We start from the raw sequence: 19,788 nt of genomic DNA, 5'->3' as shown, positions 1-19,788 counted from the left end.
CAACGATCCTTGGCTGATGACCTAGAACAGGCGCTCGATCGGGCCCGCGGGAAGGCTGAGAGTGAGGAGACGGCTGAAGGCGATATAAATGATGGTGCCGATGACGAAGCCGATGGCGAGATCGGCGAGGATGGCGCGCCGGCCAAACGCGGTGGCGGTTGCCGCGAACAGCACGGTCATCGCGGGAATGAAGCCGCCGCCCAGACCGATGATCGCAATCATCGCCGCGAGGCCCGCGAGCACCAGCCCGACAGGACGGAAATCCATGTGCTCGCGCTCGGGAAAGTCGCCACGGAGCGCATTGACTAGATTGCCGATCGCCAGCACGCCAAGACCCGCCGCGATCACAAGCGGTATCGCTTCCGGACCCATGCCGTAAGTGACATTTGCCTGAATATGCATCGCGTCGAAAGCGATCACCAATGCAAGCGACACCAACGCTGCCGCAATGGCGACGCCTGCCCGATCCACCCCGCGCCGCGCGGGTTTCGTCTCCTGCGCGCCGCTGTCCATGATCATGACTTCAGGAGCCCAATGGACTTCAGAACCCCGTTCACGCGCACCGCCTCCTTCTTCAGGAAATCGGCGAACGCATCGCCGGGCAGATAAGCATCCTCCCAGCCCTTCTGGGCTAGCACTTCCTTCCATGCCGGCGACTTCACAAGGCGGTCGATGGCGTCCGCCAGAACCTTCTTCTGCTCGGGCGTGATGCCTGGCGGAGCGACGACCGAACGCCAGTTGGCGAGAACCAGATCGATCCCCTGTTCCTTGAAGGTCGGGATGTCGATGCCGGGCCGTCGCTCGCTCGAAGTGATACCGATGGCGCGCAACTTGCCCGACTTGATCTGGCCTTCGTACTCGCTATAGCCGGAGATGCCCGCCGTTACCTTGCCGCCGAGGATCGCGGCGAGCGATTCACCGCCGCCGGAAAACGGCACATAATTCACCTTGGCCGCATCGGCGCCGACGGAGCCAGCGAACAGCGCCGCCATGATGTGGTCGATGCCGCCGGCCGAACCGCCCGCGAACGTCACCTTTGCGATGTTCGCTTTCAGCGCATCCCCGAGATCTTTCAAATTCTTGATCGGCGAATTGGCTGGAACGACCATCACCTGATACTCATCGGTGAGCCGTGCGATCGGCGTCACCTGATCGAGCGTGACCGGCGACTTGTTCATCGCCAGCGCGCCGACCATGACGAAGCCGTTCACCATCAACTGGCTGCCGTCGCCCTTCGCTGAATTGACGAACTGCGCGATGCCGACCGAGCCACCGGCGCCGCCGACATTGGTGACCTGCACGCTGCGGGCGATGCCTGCGGCGACCAGCGCCTGCTGCATCGAGCGCGCGGTCTGATCCCAGCCGCCGCCCGGATTGGCCGGCGCCATGATCTTCAGTTCGAGCGGCTGCTGCGCATGGGCCGGGACCGCGAGAATTCCCAGGCAGGCGACACCGGCCGCGCCAAGAAAATATCTACGAGTCGGGTTTCGACCAGACTTCATGGGTGTTCCTCCCTGTCGCGAGCGCGCCGCCGCCTCCGGTTCAAGATCACGCGCTCACGACATATCTTTGCTATATCAGCCGGAAAAATCGCCGCTGTCCAGAAGGGCTTGGTCGTCGGTGCGGTTACGCTATCGGGGCGCCCGGTACCGCGCCGACGGTACCGCTCGCGCCTTGCGCCGGCCGGGGGTCTAATTTACTAACGGACAGACGCGCTCCTAGCTCAGCTGGATAGAGCATCGGATTTCGATTCCGAGGGTCGGGAGTTCGAATCTCTCGGAGCGCGCCACTTCGGTACAGAACTGGGCACGCCAAATCCCGCCGTTTTTGCGCTTTCAGCGGCGACTAGCGTGCGCAGGAGCGCGCTTTTCGATCCCATGATGCGCAATTCTTTCTGATCGACTTCGATGCGTTGGGCGAAGGCGCGGAGGTGATCGCGGCGGTAACTTCCGCTCTCGGTCCGCATGCGCTTGCGGGCGCTCCTGGCAAACGTTTTGAGCGCGTCCGGTGTGATCGTCGGTCCGGCCTGTCCGATCGCATCCTCGGCCCGCTCCGCGTCAAGGCGGGCTTGATCGCCCGTGGCTTTCAGCTCGGCGATCCGGGATAGCAGACGCTAAAGCTGACGTCGCAAAATCGACGCGATTGGACATCGCGCGGTCAACTTCAGATCAAGAGGACGTAATCCGGTTGATCTAGGTCAACACCGATAGCTTTCCATCTGTCACATGTACGCGTTGGCGTTGTTGGTTGCGCTGTCGTTCGGGTTGAAGACTTACGCTCCTTTCAGAGCCGGCGCCCTCAGGACGGATCCTTAAGCGCAAGACGAGAGGATTTTGGGATGTTCAAGTTTCCATTAGCACTGGCAGGCGTTTCTGGAATGCTTCTTACCCTCGCGACGCAAACCGCCGCCCAAACAGTTTCTAATCGGCCCGCTGGCGTCGACTGCTATGGCAAGACATTGGCTGATCGGCGCTCGAGCGGCCGCGTCATGGAGTTCAAACCGACGAAGTAAGTGCAAGCAGCGGGGCGGGATGACAATCCCGCATCTTCCAACCAATTTGAGAGAGGTTGTCATGAGCACGATGCAAGTCGGTCGGCCGCCCGGAATCGGCCTTGGGTCTGTTATGGTGCATGCATTGGCGAAGAACTGGTGGATGCTATTGTTGCGCGGCGTCGCCGCGATCATCTTTGGTGTGCTCGCCTTTGCCTGGCCGGGCATGACTATCCTGACGTTGATCATATTCTACGGCGCGTTCGCGCTGATCGATGGAGTGCTCGCTGTCGTTGCCGCCATTACCGGTGGCGCGCCGGCACCACGCTGGTGGCTGGCCATTGTCGGTCTGCTTGGCATTGCGACAGGGCTCCTCGTGTTCATGATGCCAGGTCTTACCGCGCTTGTGCTGCTGTATTTCATCGCCGGCTGGGCGATTGCGACCGGTGTGTTTCAGATTATCGGCGCGATCAGGCTGCGCAAGGAAATCGACGACGAGTGGTACCTGATTCTGAGTGGCGTCGTTTCGGTCCTATTCGGCATCGGCGTCATGATGGCTCCCGGTGCGGGTGCGCTCGCGCTGCTCTGGGTCATCGGAATTTACGCCGTTGTCATGGGCGCGATCATGGTCGCACTGGCGTTTCGGTTGAAGAAGTTCGCCCGTCCGTGATGTCGGTATTCGCGTCGCGGAGCTGACGCAGAACAATATTTCTGATTGCTGAGAGGACTATAGATATGAACTCAGTCAGGACCGTCTTGCTCGCTTCGCTCGCAGTCGCCGCTGGAGCGACAATCGCACCGGCGGGGGCTCAGCAGCCACAGCCCGTGGGGCCGTACAAGGATTTCAACGGCACCATCAATCTTGATGTCCGCGATTCAAAGGCCGACTGGGGGCCGTTCACGCCGAAGAAGGCGCCCGAGGGCGCGCCGAACATCCTGTTCGTGCTCTACGACGACACCGGGCTTGCCGCTTGGTCGACCTATGGCGGCCGGATCAGCATGCCCACCATCGACAAGCTGGCGCAGAACGGGATCACCTACACGCAGTGGCACACGGTGGCGCTGTGTTCGCCGACCCGGTCCACGCTGCTGACGGGACGCAACCACACCTTGAACGGTATGGCGGCCATCACGGAGGGCTCCAACGGCTTTCCGGGCTGGGCGGGTCGTATACCGCCGCAAGCCGCTACAATCGCGCAGGTGCTTCAAGACAATGGCTACAGCACCTTTTGGCTCGGCAAGAACCATAACGTGCCGGAGCAGGATGTTGCCGAGGGCGGCGATCGCAAGACTTGGCCGCTCGGCCAGGGATTCGAGCGCTACTACGGATTCATCGGCGGCGAGACCAATCAGTGGTATCCGGACCTCGTCGAGGACAATCACTTCATCGAGCCGCCGGCCTCACCGGAGCAGGGCTACCATCTTTCCAAGGACCTTGCCGATCAGGCGATCAAGATGATCCGGAACCAGCAGGCCGCCACCCCCTCGAAACCATGGTTCATGTTTTACAATCCGGGCGCCAATCATGCGCCACACCAGGCTCCGAAGGAGTACATCGCCAAATACAAGGGTAAGTTCGACGACGGTTACGAAGCTTACCGCACCTGGGTGCTGGCGCGCATGATCGAGAAGGGCATCGTGCCGAAGGACACAAAGCTCACGCCGATCAATCCGCTGCCGGAGTCCCAGGCGAACCCGGCCGACGCCGTTCGCCCGTGGAACACGCTCAACGCGGACGAGAAGAAACTGTTCTCACACATGGCCGAGGTGTGGGCGGGATTGTCCGAATACACCGACGCGCAGATTGGCCGCGTCATCGACTACCTGGAGAAGACCGGGCAGCTCGAGAACACGATGGTGCTCTACGCCGCCGACAACGGCACCTCCGGCGAAGGCACGCCGAACGGTTCTGTCAACGAGAACAAGTTCTTTAATGGTTATCCCGATGATCTGGCCGAGAACATGAAGCTGTTCGACAAGCTCGGGGGACCTGACACCTACGGCCATTTCCCCACAGGTTGGGCTGTCGCATTCTCGACACCGTTCCAGATGTTCAAGCGCTACTCGCAATACTCCGGCGGTACGGCCGATCCGCTTGTCATTTCGTGGCCGAAGGGCATCAAGGCGCGTGGCGAGATCCGCGACCAGTACCACCACTCGGTGGACATCGTGCCGACCATTCTCGACGTCGTCGGACTGGAAATGCCTAAGGTGTACCGGGGCGTAGAGCAGTTCCCGCTCTCCGGTGTATCAATGAAGTACACCTTCGATGCGGCACCTCATGCGCCGACGCAGAAGAAGCGGCAGTTCTACTCCATGCTCGGCACGCGCGGGATGTGGGAAGACGGCTGGGTCGCTGCGGCGGTGCATGCCCCGTTCACCGGCAAGGGTCATTTCGATCAGGACCAGTGGCAGCTCTACCATGTCGACACGGACCGTTCGGAGTCGACTGACCTGGCGAACCAGTATCCCGAGAAGCTGGAGGCGCTGAAGAAGGCATGGAACGAGGAAGCCCGAGCCAATCTTGCTCTGCCGATTGACGACCGCAGCGCGTCCGAACTTCTTACCGTCGAGCGCCCGTCGGCAGAGCCGATTCGCGACCGCTACGTCTATTACCCCGATACGGCGCCCGTGCCGGAAGGCGTTGCCGTCAACGTGCGTAATCGCTCGTACAAGATCCTCGCCAATGTCGAGATATCAGATGTGAACGCTGGCGGCGTGATCTTCGCTCACGGCTCGCGCTTCGGCGGGCACGCGTTGTTCATCAAGGATCACAAGCTCTACTATGTCTACAACTTCCTCGGCATCAAGCCCGAGCAGAAGTTCGTCTCGTCGGTTGAACTGAAGCCCGGAAAATACACGCTCGGCATGGAGTTCACGCGGACAGGTGCCGGTCCCCACCACGAGTCTTTGGGCACCATGAAGCTGTACGTCAACGACAAGGTCGTTGCTGAGGGCCCGATGAAGACGCAGCCGGCCAAGTTCACATTGTCGGGCGACGGCCTCTGCGTCGGCTACGACAGCGGCGACGCCGTGAGCGCCGAATACAAGACGCCCGGCACATTCCACGGCGGGACCATCCAGGGTGTCGGCATCACGGTCGAAAAGGCTTCATACGAGGCCCTCGAAATGGAAGCACAGAGAGCGTTGGCTCGCGACTAGACTAGTGAGGAGATCCACAGTTCTGCGGGCCGCTCGTACGGCCCCGTGATCACTCTGCCTGAAGACCACGCGCTGAGAACGCGAATGTCTGTTTGTAGCCCTTCGCGTGTATCTCGGAGGCTGATCGAGATTACCGCTATTTGAGGGTAAGCGGACCACCCGGCAACATCGGGGAATCCACGATGCGTAGTGCTGGATGGCAGAGCATCGCAGACTTGCCAATTGGAGCGTATCGCGGGCTGCAGCATCATAGGGGAATCGCGAAGGAGTAGTGCCCACCTTCATCGGCCGTGGCGCGCCACCGCCCTGTTCAGCCAAGCGTGAACGTCGTCCCGCTTGTGGGTCATCCCGAACCGGCGCAGACTTTGCGCCCGCCTTCAGGTTCAGGATCGCGCTCATGTCCCACGCGGATCAATCCACCTCCTCCAAGGCCATTGCCGTGCTTCGCGTCACCAGCGGCAATTTCCTTGAGATGTTCGATTTCTTCCTGTTCGGATTTTACGCCACCTACATCGCAGCGGCCTTCTTTCCCTCCCATAACGAATTCACTTCGCTGCTCGCGACCTTCATGACTTTTGGCGCGGGCTTCCTGATGCGGCCGCTCGGCGCCGTCGTGCTCGGCGCCTATATCGACAAGGTCGGCCGCCGAATCGGTCTGATCGTCACGCTGTCGATCATGGCGGTCGGCACCGTGCTGCTCGCCTTCACGCCAAGCTATGCCAGCATCGGCCTGCTCGCACCCTTCCTCGTTTTGATCGGCCGGCTGCTGCAAGGCTTCTCCGCCGGTGTCGAACTCGGTGGCGTGTCCGTCTATCTCGCCGAGATCGCGCCACCCAACCAGAAGGGCTTCTATGTCGCCTGGCAATCCGGCAGCCAGCAGGTCGCCATCATCGTCGCGGCGCTGATCGGCTACACGCTCAACCGCACGCTCGCGGTGGAGGTGATCCACGACTGGGGCTGGCGCATCCCCTTCCTGATCGGCTCCCTGATCGTTCCTTTCATCTTCGTCATCCGGCGCAAGCTGGAGGAGACAGAAGAATTCCTCGCCCGCAAGCATCACCCGACCATACGGGAAATTCTCGCCTCGCTGACATCGAATTGGCGCATCGTCATTCTCGGCATGATGCTCGCGGTGATGACGACGGTGTCGTTCTATCTCATCACCGTCTACACTCCGACCTTCGGCAAGAGCGTGCTCAAGCTCTCGATCACGGATTCCCTGATCGTGACGTTCGCGATCGCGCTCTCGAACCTGTTCTGGCTGCCTGTCATGGGCGCGCTGTCGGATCGCATCGGACGAAAGCCGATTTTAGCCGGGATCACCATTCTGACCATCCTGACCGCCTACCCCACGATGTCATGGCTGGTCGCAAGCCCCTCCTTCGCCCGCATGCTGGAAGTGGAACTCTGGCTGTCGTTCCTGTACGGCAGCTACAACGGCGCGATGGTGGTCGCTCTGACGGAAGTGGTGCCGCCGAACGTGCGCACAGTCAGCTTCTCGTTGTGCTACAGCCTTGCGACCGCATTGTTCGGCGGCTTCACGCCCGCGGTGTCCACCGCATTGATCGAACTGACCGGCGACAAAGCCGCGCCAGCGATGTGGATGACGGCCGCCGCCGTTTGCGGCCTTGCCGCCACACTGCTGATTTACGGACGAAAGGCCAAAGTGCTCAGTCCGGCCATGCCTTGATTGCACCTCAGGCGTGAACCAAACCATAAACCTCGGGCAAAGGCGCAACGGTTCCTTAACGCCACCGTCAATTCGAGGTTCGGGAACATGCCTCGCTGGCATAATCTGCCGGCGGAGGCTGTCCATGATCCATCTCGTCAAGGTCGCCGATGTGCTCGCCGCCAATATCGGCGTGCGTGCGCCCGCCACCATCGACACCAGCGACAAGGATGCCACGAGCTATTGGGCTTACCGGCTCAACGTCTCGCCGCAGGATCTTGCCGACGCGATCGCGAAGGTCGGCCCTTCGGTCGCGGCTATCCGCCAGCACCTCAACACCTGAAAGCTACCGCGCCGCTTACAGCGCCGCGCGCTTGTCGAACCTCGCCACCCGCGACAGCAGATAATCGACTTCGGACCGCGCCGCGGGTGTCAGGCCGGATGCCGGCTTGCGCTGTGCGTCGGAAGCCAGCAGGCCGCGCTTCTTCAGAACATACTTGCGCACCGCAAGGCCCACGCCCTGCTGCTGCTCGTAGCGGACCAGCGGCAGATGCGCGTCGAACAGATCGTGCGCCGCATCGCGCTTGCCTTCCTTCGACAGCCGCACGACATCGACCAGCATGTCGGGAAACGCATAACCCGTCATCGCGCCGTCCGCGCCGCGCTCCATTTCAAAATCAAGGAACAGTCCGCCATTGCCGGTGAGGATCGACAACGGCCGCAGCGATCCGTCCTTCTGGAAGTTGCGCAGCGCCGTGATCTTCTCGAGACCCGGCCAATCTTCATGCTTGAGCATGACGCAGGACGGGTTCTCGGAGACGATGCGTTTGATGACGGCAGGCGTCATTACCACCGACAGCGTCAGCGGATAATCCTGCAATACCCACGGCACATCGCCGCCGATCGCCTCGACCGCCTGGCGGAAATAATTAACGATCTGATCGTCGGTGCGCAGCGACGGCACCGGCGCGATCATTACCGCCGCCGCACCGGCATCCATCGCGCCGTGTGCGAGCGAACGCATCGCGGCGAATCCCGGCGCGGACACGCCGACAATCACCTGCCTGTTGCCTGCGCGCTTGATGAAGCGCGACGCGACCGCGAGGGATTCTTCGCCATCGAGCTTCGGCGCTTCGCCGAGAATGCCAAGGACGGTGACCCCGGCGCAGCCGACCTCGCCATAGAAATCGCTGAGGCGATCGATCGAGCCTTCATCGATCCGGCCATCATCGTGGAATGGCGTGGGCGCAATGGTGAACGTGCCGTTCGCGGCAGGGGTCAGTTTCATGGTGATCTCGGCAGGATTTAAAAGGGTGAGATGGTTCCCAAGCGTTAGCATATTTGAAGGCAGCCGGAACCCCGCACTTGCGCATATCCGAGAGGTGGAAAGCTCGGAACATCAGGAACTGGCGTCCCTCCGGGCGGTTGCCTTTTCAAGGCATCCAACGAGGAGGATACAATCATGATTGTTGACCGTGATCCGAACGATCTGGCGCGGGATCAAGAGGAATGGCGCCGCCGTCAGACACTGGACAACGAATTGCAGGCCGATCCGGAGTTGGCGGAAGGCTCTGCGGGCGGCGGTCGAATCGCATTGTTCGCGATTGCTGTGCTCGCGATCCTCGGCGTCGTGCTTTACGGGTTGAACAGCACCTCGCCGACCGACACCGCCAGCAATCCGCCGGCGCAGACGTCAGCCAGCGGCACGACGGCACCGGGCAAGATGTCTCCGAACAGCAATCCGGGCCAGACCACGGGCTCGGCGCCTGCCCCGGCGCCCAAGGCCGCGCCGCCTGCGGCTAACCAGTCACCGTCGCCCAGTGGCGCTGCGTCCGGCAGCAACGCGCCTGCCGGTGCATCGGGCAGCGAATAACGACCGGACCCTCGCTCCATCCGGAGCGAGGGTCTATTTTTCGTCGAAGAGACGATTGAGGTCGGCGTATTTCGCGGCGTGAGCGAATTCGCCGAACTCGCCCTTCTCCAGAATTTCGCGCGCGGCGCGCTGCACCGCGCCCCATGCGGCGCGCGCCATAGCACCGCCGACGCTGATCCGCCGCACGCCTAGCTCCGCCAATTCCATGACGCTGAGGCCCGGCGCGCCCATCAGGATGTTGACCGGCTTGGGCGCAACCGCCTTCACCACTTCGGCGACCTGCTCGCGTTTCGTGACACCCGGCGCATAAAGACATTCCGCGCCAGCCTCGGAATAAGCCACCAGACGGCGGATCACCTTGGCAAGATCGGTCTCGCCCGTGAGGAAGCCTTCACAGCGGCCAATCAGCATGACATCGGCCTTGCTGGCATCGATGGCGCTGCGAGCGGCCGCGACGCGCTCGACGGCTTCATGAAAATCGTAGAGCGGCTGGCGCGCATCGCCGGTCGCGTCCTCGATCGACAGGCCGGCCACGCCGGTCTCGATGCAGCGGCGGACATTGGTGGCCACCCCTTGCGGCGTTTCGGCAAACCCGCTCTCGAAATCGGCGTTCACCGGCAGGTCGGTCGCCGCGCACAGCACCGACAGATGCGACAAGACGTCCTCGCACGTCACCTTGTTGTCCGGCCGCCCCTGCGACCACGCATAACCGGAACTGGTGGAGGCGAGAGCCTTGAAGCCCATCGCGGCGAACAGCCGTGCGCTGCCGACATCCCAGGGATTGGGCAGAACGAAACAGCCGCTGTCATGCAGACGGCGGAAAATGGTGCGTTTGCGGTCCAACGAAATCGGCATTCAAGCTCTCTCCTGTCTGTCCGAGCTATATCATGGCGAATGCGCAGTTGACATCCGATAGCAAGATTCGGCGTAATCGCTGCGCTTTTGACAGGCTTTCAGGACTGGGGCGGTTCATGTTGCGATCATTGATGCTGACCGGCGCGGCGCTGGTCTCGGCGGCCTCCATGGCGATGGCCTATGACATCAAGCCGAAAACGCCGGACACCGCGTTTTCCGGAAAATTGCGCCCCGATATCATCGGCATTTCCAGCAGCGACGACGCCGCGAAGGTCGGCGGCACGTTCGAGGCCTATCTGAAGGATTTCCCGAACGCCAAACCGCAGGCCACCCAGCAGAAGTTCGGCAGCACCGGCGTGACCTACGCCACCTTCATGAGATTCGACGCCCCGGCAAGCAAGGACCATGGCGCGGAATCGATGGAGGTGCATTTCACCTCGCCCGCGAGCGGCAATTTTGCCTATTACATCGCTCGCGATCTCGGCTTCGCCAAGGACAAGCAGCCCACGCAGCAGGAGATGATCCAGCGCGTGACCGATAAATACGGCAAGCCCACCGCGATCGGAGACGGCAGGCTGTATTATTTCTACAAGGGCGGAAAAACCGTCTCCGTGAAGCAGAAGTATACACCCGAGGGCGCCGTGACCGCGCTCAACGACCCAATCAGCCCGAAAGCCGCCGTCGCGCTCAACGATTCAAACGGCCGGGGCAGTTGCGTCGCGGTGCTGAAGCATGTTCAGGCGGAGCCGGAGAAATCGCTCGATCAGCTTGCCAAGGACGCGAAGAACGCCAACTGCGACGCGCTTCTCGACATTGCATTGTCTTCCGGCAGCGCGAAGGATCGCGTCGGCAAGGCCGTCTTCACCCTGATCGACTTCAAGCGCATCGCAAGCGCGGCGAAGATCGACAACGAGGCGCTCGCGGCCGAGAAAAACGCACCGCAGAAAGCCTCGTCGGGCGGCTCCCCGAAGCTCTGAGCTTTCACCAATCCATCAGCAGGATGTGATGCGCGGCAAGCGGCTGCCGCCTTCGCGGCATTCGCGCGATCTCCTATGATGCCATTCCATCCGGGAGACGATCATGAAGCATCTCTATGCCGCCATCCTGCTGCTTGCCTCGTTGGGCGTCGCTCACGCGCAAACGCCCGCCGCGAATGACACGCCGCAGAAGGAGCCTTACGGCATCGGGCTGGAGGGCTATCCGTACCCCTACCCCGTTCATCTGTTGCCGCTGGTCAATGAAGGCGAACAGGTGCGGATGGCCTATATGGATGTCGCGGCGACCAGCCCGAATGGCCGCACCGTGGTCCTGCTGCACGGGCGCAATTTCCCGTCGAGCTACTGGGCGCCCGTCATCAAGGTGCTGAGCAACAACGGCTACCGCGTCGTGGTGCCGGACCAGATCGGTTTCGGCAAATCCTCCAAGCCGACCTTCGACCTGCATTTCGACACGCTGGCGCGCAACACCATCGCGCTGCTCGATCATTTACAGATTCCAAGGGCCGATATTGTCGCCCACTCGCTCGGCGGCATGCTGGCGGTGCGCATCTCACGCGCCTACCCTGATCGCGTCGATCACCTTATTCTCACCAACCCGATCGGACTCGAGGATTACCGGCTCTATGTGCCGCCGACTCCGACCGAGAAAATCCTGGCGCATGAAGACAAGCTCACCGCCGAGGCCTACCGCAAACAGCTCGTCAACAATTACTCGCTGAAACTGCCGCCTGAGCAGATCACGCCCTTCATCGATGCGCGCTTCGGCATCAAGCAGAGTCCTGAATATCCGCGCTGGCTGCGCGCCTTTGTGAATTCGGCGCAGATGATCTACCGCGAGCCGGTGGCGCATGAAATTCCGCTCATCACCGAACCGACGCTCTTCATCATGGGCGAGGACGATCACAACGCGCCGGGCAAGCCGAACGCGCCCGAGGCGCTGCGGCCGAAGATGGGCCACAACGCCGACCTCGCCCGCGCACTGGCAGCGAAAATGCCGCATGGCCGTGCGGAGATCATTCCCCATGCCGGGCATCTGGCTTTTCTGGAGGAGCCGGAAAAGTTCAACAAGCTGATGCTGGATTTCCTGGCATCGAAATAATCGGGGCGGGAAATTCCCGCCCCTTCATCTCAATAATAGTAATAGCGGCGGCGCCAATGGCGATGACGCCAGTGCCGGCGGCGCCAATGCCTCCTGTGCCAGCCCCAGTGACGGCGGCGATGCCAGTGATGACGGTGCCAGTGACGATGATGCCAACGCACCTTCTCCACCTTCGCGCCCTCGACATCCTGCGACGTCGCAACAGCGGGCTCGGCCTCGGTCTCGGTCTCGGGACTTGGCGGCTCTTTCGTGAGCGGCGATGGCGTCGGCGTCATGGCCTGCGCCGCACGCGCTGTCACGACCGCGCCTGCGGCCATGCCCAAAGCGATCTTCAGGAAGTCACGTCTTTCCATGTTCAATCCCTTCTCGTTGCCTCCAGCAGCCAGCCTCGCCGCTGCGGGATGAACGTCACCTGAATTGAACAAGTTCCCCAATCAGCGGATTTTACCCGACAACCGCATGACGAAGACCAGAACCTCCGCTACCGCTCTGTAGAGTTCAGCCGGAATCTCGTCGCCGATCTCGACATTGGAGAGCGCGCCCGCCAGCACTTCATTCTCCTGAATGGCAACATCGTGTTCGCTGGCGACTTCGATGATCTTTTTCGCGATCTCGCCCTTGCCCTTGGCGACGACGCGCGGCGCGCCCTTGCGATCGTAATGCAGCGCAACCGCAAGCGTGTTCTGGATCGGAGTCGTTGTCGTCGTCATAGCGCGCGATCCAGAAAATGCCCGCTCGGCGCGGACTGCGCGGGCGGCACGCCGCTGCCGATCACGATATCGCCCGGCGTCAGCTCGGCCTCGCGCAGGGCCGCCGAAAGCTGCGGCGCTTCGGCGCGCAGACGCGCGGTCGTCGCACTGCGCTCCGCCCACATCCGTACCGATGTCCGCTCTCCCGCGAGCGACACTTGCGCATGCACCGGGCCGGCCGGTTCGAGATCGATGGAGAAACGCGCGCGCCAGACCCGGCTCGGCGCTTCGGCCGACGCATTCTCGCCACCGCCATCGCGCGAGATTTCAAATTGCGCCACCGTCGTGCCCTGCGGGGTCGCGAACGGAACCTCGAAATTCCAGCGCGCCGTCGGATCGAATTTGGCGTGCGTGGTCTGATCCGGCAATGACGCGATCTGCAACAGCGTCTGGCGCGCGAGCGCGGCATCGGTGTCATCGAGCAGGCGATGCGCCACGGCATCCGCCGGTGTACGATGGTCGATCGTCGGCGGCACGGCGGGTTGCGCGGATGTCGCCGCACCACGGAACGGCGGCGGCACGCCATCCGCATCCGCCGCGACCGCATGGCCTGCCGCTGCGGACTGCGCGAGTGACGCGCCCTCCTCCGCAAGCAAGGACGCCACCGCATCCTGCACGCCTTTCGGGAACGCACGCAAAATCATTTGTAGAGAATCAGCTGGCGCCGCCACTGTGCTTTTGCCCGAAAGCAAGGCTGAAGCATCGCGCACAGGAAACGTCGGATCGCCCAGATCCTCGACTTCAACTTCGCTCGTGACCTGCACCACCGCGCCGGGCAGCATGATCTCTTCCGTCTCTGCTACGGGCACGGCTGCGGGCGCGATCGAAGGTGCCGCGATCTCGGCCTGCGCGCGCGCCTGCCCTTGCTGCGCGAATTGCCCGGGTACGGCGGCTTCATCCAGCGGCGGCTGTGCGGCGTCGCCAAGCCACGAGCCGAGGATCTGCCTGAACACGATCAGCGCGGCCTTGAGGTCCGGTGCAGCCGTTGCGTTCGTCGAAACACTCGCGGGCGCGGCCACCGCCTGTTTCTGCGATTGTTCGTAGAACAGCCCGGACTGCCGGAATGCGGTCGCGATGTCGTCGCCGCTCAAATTCTCGCTCAGCGCCGGGCGGCCTGCGAGCAGCGAATGCGCCGCCTGCTGCAACACATCTGGCACCTGGCTGGAGGTTGCCGCCACCGTGAGATTGGCGAACAGCGGCGACAGGCTGCCCTGCTGTCCTGCGGCGGCCTGCAATGCCTTGGCAACCGCGACGACTTCAAGCGGCGTCAGCGGCCGGGTGACGGAGACACCTTGCGCATCGCTCGGAACCGAAGGTGCGCTCGGCGCAATGGAGGGGCTGACGAGCGTTGCAGGCTGCGCGGAAGAGGATGTGTCAGGCGTCGCCTGAGGCACAATCTGCAACCGCACGCCTTGCGGGGTCTGCGACACCGCGAGTTGCAAGGTCTGCCCGGCCTGCAACGGTACTTCGGACGCCACCTCGATCGACAGCGAGGCGACGGCGATGCGCACGAAATCGTTTGCCAGCACCTGCAGCACCTTGGCGTCGATCACGCTGCCGGGTTGCAGCGTCACCGAAGGCGAGACTGCATCGGCGGCAATCACCGGCGTGATCGGATTGATGCTGATGGCCATGAACGCTCCGCGAGTTCGGAGCCCACGGTATCGTCGCGTCGTTAATCTCTCGTTAACTAGCGCCCCGGCATCTAGCGCGGAACCGCCTCCAGCACCTTCACGGCGGCATCGAAATCGCGCCGCCGCTGGGCACGGCGCTGCGTTACGTCCTCGTCCGCGCCCCATTGCTGGCTGTTCCAGTCCTCATCGACATGCGCCGCGGCCCAGACCTCATCCGGCGTCAGCGCCTTGCGATATAATGCGAGCGCCAGCAGCGCCGATCCGGTGATCGTCGTCACCACATGCATCGCAGTGACCGCCCAAGGGGTTTCGGGCAAAGCCTGACGTGCCGCTTTAACTGCGGGCTCCGGCTGCTTCACATGCATCACGCCCTCGGCGAGGATGAAATGCGCCCCCAGTTCATCGGCCAGCCAGCGCAGTGCCGGGTCCCAATGTTCGGCTTGCCGGGCAATGAGTTCCTCGGGAAAGCTCGCGCGATAGAACAAGAGATCAGTGTCGAAATATTTCGCGATGTCGTCGCGCACCGCCGCCACGTCGTCCGCAACGCCGTCGATGGTGCTGTTCGCCAGTCGCGTCACCGGCATCGACAGCGGGTCGATGGAATCCGTCTGCGCGCCCCACTCCGCCGCCATCGCCTCGGCCAACTCGCGCACAGGAGCACTCAGGAACCGCTTGCCGGGCGTGCGCACCGGCTTGCCGTCGAGCGTGACGGCGAAGCCTTCCGGGGTTTCGGCAACAGCCGCGCTCTCGTAGAAACGCTTGCGCAGCGGCGTCGTTGAGGATTTGCGCGAGGCTTCCCGCGGATCGAGCGGCGAATGGCCCTGTGCCTCGTCGAACAACTCACGCATATTGCGAACTTCTCTTTCTCTTATCGCTGGTGGGCACAGTTGCGGGCATAGGCCGAGCGCTGGCCGGGGCCAAGGCCCATCGCGGCGCCCTCATCGAGGCAGCGCGACATCCGCTGGCCGAAGGAATCCCGCTTCTGCGGCTTGAGCACCTGTTTCGGCGGCTTGCCTTCCTGCACGTAGCCGGGCGTCGTGTTCTGCAACGCGAACGGCGGCGGAGAATTCATGGTCGGCACCTGCGGCACCGTGATGGCCGGTGGCGGCGGTGGAGCCGGTGGCGGCGGAAGCACCGCTCTGCCGCTGGGGGTGGTGTAGATCTGCGCGAACGCAGTTGCGCCAAGCGGCGCGATGCATAACAGACAGACGACAACCAGCTTGCGCATGGAACACCCTACTCTTCCGGCGCATCCTCGATCGGGTCGAACCTGTCAGCCTCGAGCCCGAGCAGATTCCACGATTGCAGCATATGCGGCGGCAGCGGCGCGGTGACGTCGATCACGCCGCCGCGCGGATGCGGGATAACGATGCGGCGCGCCAAAAGATGCAGCCGCTTCTGTAACCCGCCCGGAAGCTGCCAGTTCTCCTTGTTGAAATATTTAGGATCGCCCACGATGGCGTGATCGATATGCGCCATATGGGCGCGCAACTGATGCGTGCGGCCGGTGACGGGTTTGAGCGACACCCAGGCGAGCTTCTGGGCGGAGGCCTCGACCACCGCATAATAAGTCACGGCATGGGCGGCGCCCTCATCGCCATGCTCTGCGATGCGCATGATCGAATCTTCCTCATTCTCTTCCTTGGCGAGATAGGTCGAAATCCGTCCCTGCTTCGGCTTCGGCACGCCCGCGACCAGAGCCCAGTAGATCTTGCGCGCCGAGCGATGGCGGAACGAGCCGGTCAGCACCGACGCCGCGAAGCGCGTCTTTGCGATCAGGAGGCAGCCGGAGGTTTCACGGTCGAGCCGGTGCACGAGGCGCGGACGCTGGCCCTTGGCATCGCGCATCACTTCCAGCATGCCATCGACATGACGCGACAGGCCCGAGCCGCCCTGCACGGCCAAGCCCGCGGGCTTGTTCAGTACCATCACGTCGGCGTCCTCGAACAGGATCATCTTGCGCAATTCTTCGAGCGTCTTGGTCGCGGCCTCGGAGAGGTTGCCGCCCGTCTTCGGCGCGTCGAGCTTCAGCGGCGGAATGCGAACGCTCTGGCCTTCCTCAAGACGATCCTTGCTGTCGGCGCGCTTGCCGTTGACGCGCAATTCACCCTTCCGGACGATGCGCTGGATATGGGAGAACGACAGGCCCGGAAACCGCGCCTCAAGAAAACGATCAACCCGCATGTTGTTCTCGTCGGCGGTGACGACAACGGTCTGCACCTTGGTCGGCAAAGGTGGCGCGGGCTTCTTCTCCTCCCGCACCTCGGGAAACGCCTCGTGCGCGGCCTTCGCCGGGCGGCGTGGCTTCTGATCGCCAAACCGCGCACCCGGCTTGTCGAACGAGCGCTGGGTCGGCCCGCGCTTGTCCGAGCCCTTTTTGGCGAAAGACGGCTTGGCGCGCTTGTCGCCACGCTTCTCGCCTTTCTTGGCCTCGCGTACCGATTTCTTTTCCAGGGGTTTGCGGAAACGCCGGCTCATGACGATTTGTCTTTTCTCAGTTTCGCCCAGTAATCGAGGCGCTTGCGAATCTCGCGCTCAAAGCCGCGCTCGGGCGGATTGTAGAAGGTCTGGCGGCCAAGCGCCTCCGGGAAATAGTCCTGCCCGGAAAAACCTTCCGGCGTGTCATGGTCGTATTCGTAGCCTTCGCCGTAGTTTTCGGCCTTCATCAGCTTGGTCGGCGCATTGAGGATGTGCTTGGGGGGCAACAGCGAACCCGCCTGTTTCGCCGTGCGCATCGCCGCGCCGAAGGCCTTGTAGGAGGCATTCGATTTCGGCGCGGTCGCGACATACACGACTGCTTGGGCGATGGCGAGTTCGCCTTCGGGCGAGCCGAGAAAGTCATAGGCATCCTTGGCGGCGTTGGCGACGACCAGCGCCTGCGGGTCCGCCATGCCGATGTCTTCTACCGCCATTCGCACCACGCGCCGCGCGAGAAACAGCGGGTCTTCGCCCGCATCGAGCATCCGTGCGAGATAATAGAGAGCGGCATCGGGGTCGGAGCCGCGCACCGATTTATGCAAGGCCGAGATCAGGTTGTAATGACCGTCGGCGGACTTGTCGTAGATCGGCGCGCGCCGCTGCAGGATCTCCTGCAACTGCGCCGCATTGAATACCTCGTCGGCACGGGCGGCGCGCCAGACTTCTTCCGCCAGCGTCAGCGCCGCGCGCCCATCGCCGTCCGCCATCCGCACCAGCACAGCGCGCGCCTCGGAATCGAGCGGCAACGCCCGGCCCTCGATTTCTTCGGCCCGTGCATAGAGCTTTTCGATCGCGGCATCGTCGAGCGAATGAAACACCAGCACGCGCGCCCGCGACAGCAGCGCCGCGTTGAGCTCGAACGACGGATTTTCCGTGGTCGCGCCGACCAGCACCACCGTGCCGTCTTCCATCACCGGCAGGAATGAATCCTGCTGCGCGCGATTGAAGCGATGCACCTCATCGACGAACAACAATGTGCCCTTGCCGGTTTCGCGACGCGCGCGCGCGGCGTCGAACACCTTCTTCAGATCCGCGACGCCGGAAAACACCGCCGAGATCTGCTCGAAATGCAGTTCGGTGGCGTCCGCCAACAGTCGCGCCACGGTGGTCTTGCCGGTGCCAGGCGGGCCCCAGAACACCAGCGAGCCGAGCGTGCGCGTTTCCAGCATGCGCGTCAGCGCGCCATCCGGCCCGAGAATGTGGTCCTGCCCCACGACATCGGCGAGCGCATGCGGACGCAATTTCTCCGGCAGCGGACGCGGCGCGTCCTGCTCCAGCCCTGCGGCGGCAAAGAGATTCGCAGATGGCGCGGCGCGCTTTGCGTTCATGAAGAACCTGCCTGCTCTCCCGGCCCCGCCGTTATCCGCCCAACGTGACGTTGATGCGCTGGCCGCCGCGAATGATGGTAATGCGCCAGAGCCGCGCCGGTTCGCTGGTCACCTGCTCCAGATCGCTGGTTTTGGCGATGGTCTTGCCGTTCACGGCGGTGATGATGTCGCCCTTCTGGAAGCCTACATTCGAGGCCAGCGCATTGTCGGCCACCGCGGTGACGACCACGCCTTCGACATTGGAATCCAGCCGCAACTCATCGGCAAGCGCCGGCGAGATATTGGCGACCCGCGCGCCTTGGAACGGCGAACGCGACTTCAGTTCGATTTCATCGCGACCGGTGTCGGGCGCGACCTCCAGCGGCACCTTGAGCTTGATGACGACGTTCTGCCGCCGCACGTCCACCTGCGCCGTGCCGCCAAGCGGCCGGGTGGCGAAGCGATAGTCGAACCCGTTGGGGTCATCGACGTTCTGGCCGTCGATCGACACAATGAGATCGGAAACCTTCATGCCCGCCTTCGCTGCCGGGCTGTTCGGGGCAATGTTCGTCACCAGCGCTCCACTCGGGCGCGGCAGGCCGAGCGTTTCGGCGATTTCGGGCGTCACGGCCTGCAACCGCGCGCCGAGCCACGGACGCCGCACGGCCTTGCCGCCGCTCTTGGCGGACGCGACCACCACGCGCACCATGTTCGCCGGGATCGCGAAGCCGATGCCTTGCGAGCCGCCCGAGCGCGAGAAGATCGCGGTGTTGAGGCCGACGAGCTTGCCCTGCATGTCCACCAGCGCGCCGCCGGAATTGCCGGGGTTGATCGCCGCATCGGTCTGGATGAAGAACTGATAATCGGTGATGCCGACCTGCGTGCGCGCCAGTGCCGAGACAATGCCGTGTGTCACCGTCTGGCCGACGCCGAACGGGTTGCCGATCGCGAGCACCACGTCACCCACCTGCAATTCATCGGAATTGGCGAGATCGAGCGTCGGGAATTTCTCGTGCGTTCCCTTGAGGCGCAGCACCGCAAGGTCGGTGCGGCTGTCCTTCAATACGATCTCGGCCTCGAACTCGCGCTTGTCGGACAACGACACCTTGACCTGATCCGCGCCCTCGATGACGTGATTGTTCGTCACGACGAGGCCGGAGGAATCCACCAGCACGCCCGAGCCGAGCGAGCGCTGCATCTGCTCCTGCTGGCCGCCGGGCACGCCGAAGAAGCGGCGGAAAATCGGATCGTCCAGAAGCGGATTGCGGTTCTGCACGATCTTGGCGGCATACACATTCACCACCGCAGGCTGCACATGCTGCACGATCGGCGCATAGGACAACCGCAACTGATTCATCGAGGACGGCACCACCCGGTCCTGCGCGACAACGGGTGCGGCCGCGAGGGTCGCGAATGAAAGGACAGCCAAACCGAAGATGCGAGAAACAATCATGCATGAATTCCGCTGTGAAA

At 62.9% G+C, this 19,788-nt stretch carries 20 protein-coding genes and 1 tRNA gene; 9 read left to right on the top strand and 12 right to left on the bottom strand.

Annotated elements, in window-relative coordinates:
* Positions 1–21: 21 nt before the first annotated feature.
* Together AC1RNA_RS10850 and AC1RNA_RS10845 are read right to left on the bottom strand one after the other, a co-directional pair.
* The gene (locus AC1RNA_RS10850; RefSeq protein ID WP_492951071.1) at positions 22–519 is read right to left on the bottom strand and encodes a tripartite tricarboxylate transporter TctB family protein; all 498 of its coding nucleotides are present in this window, start codon (positions 517–519) and stop codon (positions 22–24) included.
* Positions 516–1,502: a Bug family tripartite tricarboxylate transporter substrate binding protein gene (locus AC1RNA_RS10845; RefSeq protein WP_009340994.1), complete on the bottom strand. Its 987-nt coding sequence runs from the start codon at positions 1,500–1,502 to the stop codon at positions 516–518. Before AC1RNA_RS10845 ends, AC1RNA_RS10850 begins: the two co-directional genes overlap by 4 nt.
* Before the next feature lie 210 nt (positions 1,503–1,712).
* On the opposite strand from AC1RNA_RS10845, the gene AC1RNA_RS10840 reads away from it, so the two are divergent.
* The 6 genes from AC1RNA_RS10840 (at position 1,713) to AC1RNA_RS10815 (ending at position 7,665) form a co-directional block, all read left to right on the top strand.
* Positions 1,713–1,789 (top strand) — tRNA-Arg (locus AC1RNA_RS10840).
* 549 nt (positions 1,790–2,338) lie between these two features.
* Positions 2,339–2,512: a hypothetical protein gene (locus tag AC1RNA_RS10835; protein WP_492951070.1), complete on the top strand. Its 174-nt coding sequence runs from the start codon at positions 2,339–2,341 to the stop codon at positions 2,510–2,512.
* 61 nt (positions 2,513–2,573) lie between these two features.
* On the top strand, positions 2,574–3,161 hold the full coding sequence (locus AC1RNA_RS10830; RefSeq protein ID WP_492951069.1) for an HdeD family acid-resistance protein: 588 nt from the start codon (positions 2,574–2,576) through the stop codon (positions 3,159–3,161).
* Positions 3,162–3,226: 65 nt separating this feature from the next.
* Complete coding sequence (locus AC1RNA_RS10825; protein ID WP_492951068.1) at positions 3,227–5,653, top strand: arylsulfatase; 2,427 nt, start codon at positions 3,227–3,229, stop codon at positions 5,651–5,653.
* A 397-nt stretch (positions 5,654–6,050) separates the two neighbouring features.
* Positions 6,051–7,343, top strand: a complete 1,293-nt coding sequence (locus AC1RNA_RS10820) for an MFS transporter (RefSeq protein ID WP_492951067.1) — start codon at positions 6,051–6,053, stop codon at positions 7,341–7,343.
* A 124-nt stretch (positions 7,344–7,467) separates the two neighbouring features.
* A complete protein-coding gene (locus AC1RNA_RS10815; RefSeq protein WP_009341000.1) occupies positions 7,468–7,665 on the top strand; it encodes a DUF3606 domain-containing protein in 198 nt (65 codons plus the stop codon).
* Positions 7,666–7,680: 15 nt separating this feature from the next.
* On the opposite strand, the gene AC1RNA_RS10810 is transcribed toward AC1RNA_RS10815, so the two are convergent.
* Positions 7,681–8,610 (bottom strand): dihydrodipicolinate synthase family protein, encoded by a 930-nt coding sequence (locus tag AC1RNA_RS10810; RefSeq protein WP_009341001.1) that lies wholly within the window; start codon positions 8,608–8,610, stop codon positions 7,681–7,683.
* Between the two features lie 174 nt (positions 8,611–8,784).
* Between AC1RNA_RS10810 and AC1RNA_RS10805 the strand changes: the two genes are divergently transcribed.
* Complete coding sequence (locus AC1RNA_RS10805; protein ID WP_009341002.1) at positions 8,785–9,195, top strand: hypothetical protein; 411 nt, start codon at positions 8,785–8,787, stop codon at positions 9,193–9,195.
* A 33-nt stretch (positions 9,196–9,228) separates the two neighbouring features.
* Here AC1RNA_RS10805 and AC1RNA_RS10800 read toward each other — a convergent pair whose 3' ends face one another.
* Positions 9,229–10,050 (bottom strand): isocitrate lyase/PEP mutase family protein, encoded by an 822-nt coding sequence (locus AC1RNA_RS10800; RefSeq protein ID WP_492951066.1) that lies wholly within the window; start codon positions 10,048–10,050, stop codon positions 9,229–9,231.
* A 116-nt stretch (positions 10,051–10,166) separates the two neighbouring features.
* On the opposite strand from AC1RNA_RS10800, the gene AC1RNA_RS10795 reads away from it, so the two are divergent.
* Together AC1RNA_RS10795 and AC1RNA_RS10790 are read left to right on the top strand one after the other, a co-directional pair.
* Complete coding sequence (locus AC1RNA_RS10795) at positions 10,167–11,027, top strand: hypothetical protein (protein WP_048755849.1); 861 nt, start codon at positions 10,167–10,169, stop codon at positions 11,025–11,027.
* A 103-nt stretch (positions 11,028–11,130) separates the two neighbouring features.
* Positions 11,131–12,147: an alpha/beta fold hydrolase gene (locus AC1RNA_RS10790; protein ID WP_009341006.1), complete on the top strand. Its 1,017-nt coding sequence runs from the start codon at positions 11,131–11,133 to the stop codon at positions 12,145–12,147.
* A gap of 29 nt (positions 12,148–12,176) precedes the next feature.
* Here AC1RNA_RS10790 and AC1RNA_RS10785 read toward each other — a convergent pair whose 3' ends face one another.
* The 8 genes from AC1RNA_RS10785 to AC1RNA_RS10750 all read right to left on the bottom strand — a co-directional run bounded on the left by AC1RNA_RS10785 (position 12,177) and on the right by AC1RNA_RS10750 (position 19,768).
* Complete coding sequence (locus AC1RNA_RS10785; RefSeq protein ID WP_492951065.1) at positions 12,177–12,500, bottom strand: twin-arginine translocation signal domain-containing protein; 324 nt, start codon at positions 12,498–12,500, stop codon at positions 12,177–12,179.
* 81 nt (positions 12,501–12,581) lie between these two features.
* Positions 12,582–12,857 carry an EscU/YscU/HrcU family type III secretion system export apparatus switch protein gene (locus AC1RNA_RS10780; protein ID WP_009341010.1) on the bottom strand — a complete coding sequence of 92 codons (276 nt, stop codon included), beginning with the start codon at positions 12,855–12,857 and terminating at the stop codon, positions 12,582–12,584.
* Positions 12,854–14,530, bottom strand: a complete 1,677-nt coding sequence (gene fliK, locus AC1RNA_RS10775; RefSeq protein ID WP_492951064.1) for a flagellar hook-length control protein FliK — start codon at positions 14,528–14,530, stop codon at positions 12,854–12,856. The genes AC1RNA_RS10780 and fliK overlap by 4 nt, the downstream gene beginning before the upstream one ends.
* 71 nt (positions 14,531–14,601) lie before the next feature.
* Complete coding sequence (locus tag AC1RNA_RS10770; protein ID WP_492951063.1) at positions 14,602–15,378, bottom strand: ATP12 family chaperone protein; 777 nt, start codon at positions 15,376–15,378, stop codon at positions 14,602–14,604.
* A gap of 20 nt (positions 15,379–15,398) precedes the next feature.
* Positions 15,399–15,758 (bottom strand): hypothetical protein, encoded by a 360-nt coding sequence (locus AC1RNA_RS10765; RefSeq protein WP_048755846.1) that lies wholly within the window; start codon positions 15,756–15,758, stop codon positions 15,399–15,401.
* A gap of 8 nt (positions 15,759–15,766) precedes the next feature.
* Positions 15,767–17,008, bottom strand: a complete 1,242-nt coding sequence (locus AC1RNA_RS10760; protein ID WP_492951062.1) for an RluA family pseudouridine synthase — start codon at positions 17,006–17,008, stop codon at positions 15,767–15,769.
* Positions 17,005–18,336 (bottom strand): replication-associated recombination protein A, encoded by a 1,332-nt coding sequence (locus tag AC1RNA_RS10755; RefSeq protein ID WP_492951061.1) that lies wholly within the window; start codon positions 18,334–18,336, stop codon positions 17,005–17,007. The genes AC1RNA_RS10760 and AC1RNA_RS10755 overlap by 4 nt, the downstream gene beginning before the upstream one ends.
* A gap of 31 nt (positions 18,337–18,367) precedes the next feature.
* Positions 18,368–19,768 (bottom strand): DegQ family serine endoprotease, encoded by a 1,401-nt coding sequence (locus AC1RNA_RS10750; protein ID WP_009341022.1) that lies wholly within the window; start codon positions 19,766–19,768, stop codon positions 18,368–18,370.
* Positions 19,769–19,788: the final 20 nt, after the last annotated feature.

It is taken from the genome of Afipia sp. GW821-FHT14H12 (assembly GCF_058803465.1).
This window is presented reverse-complemented; position numbering and strand designations above follow the sequence as displayed.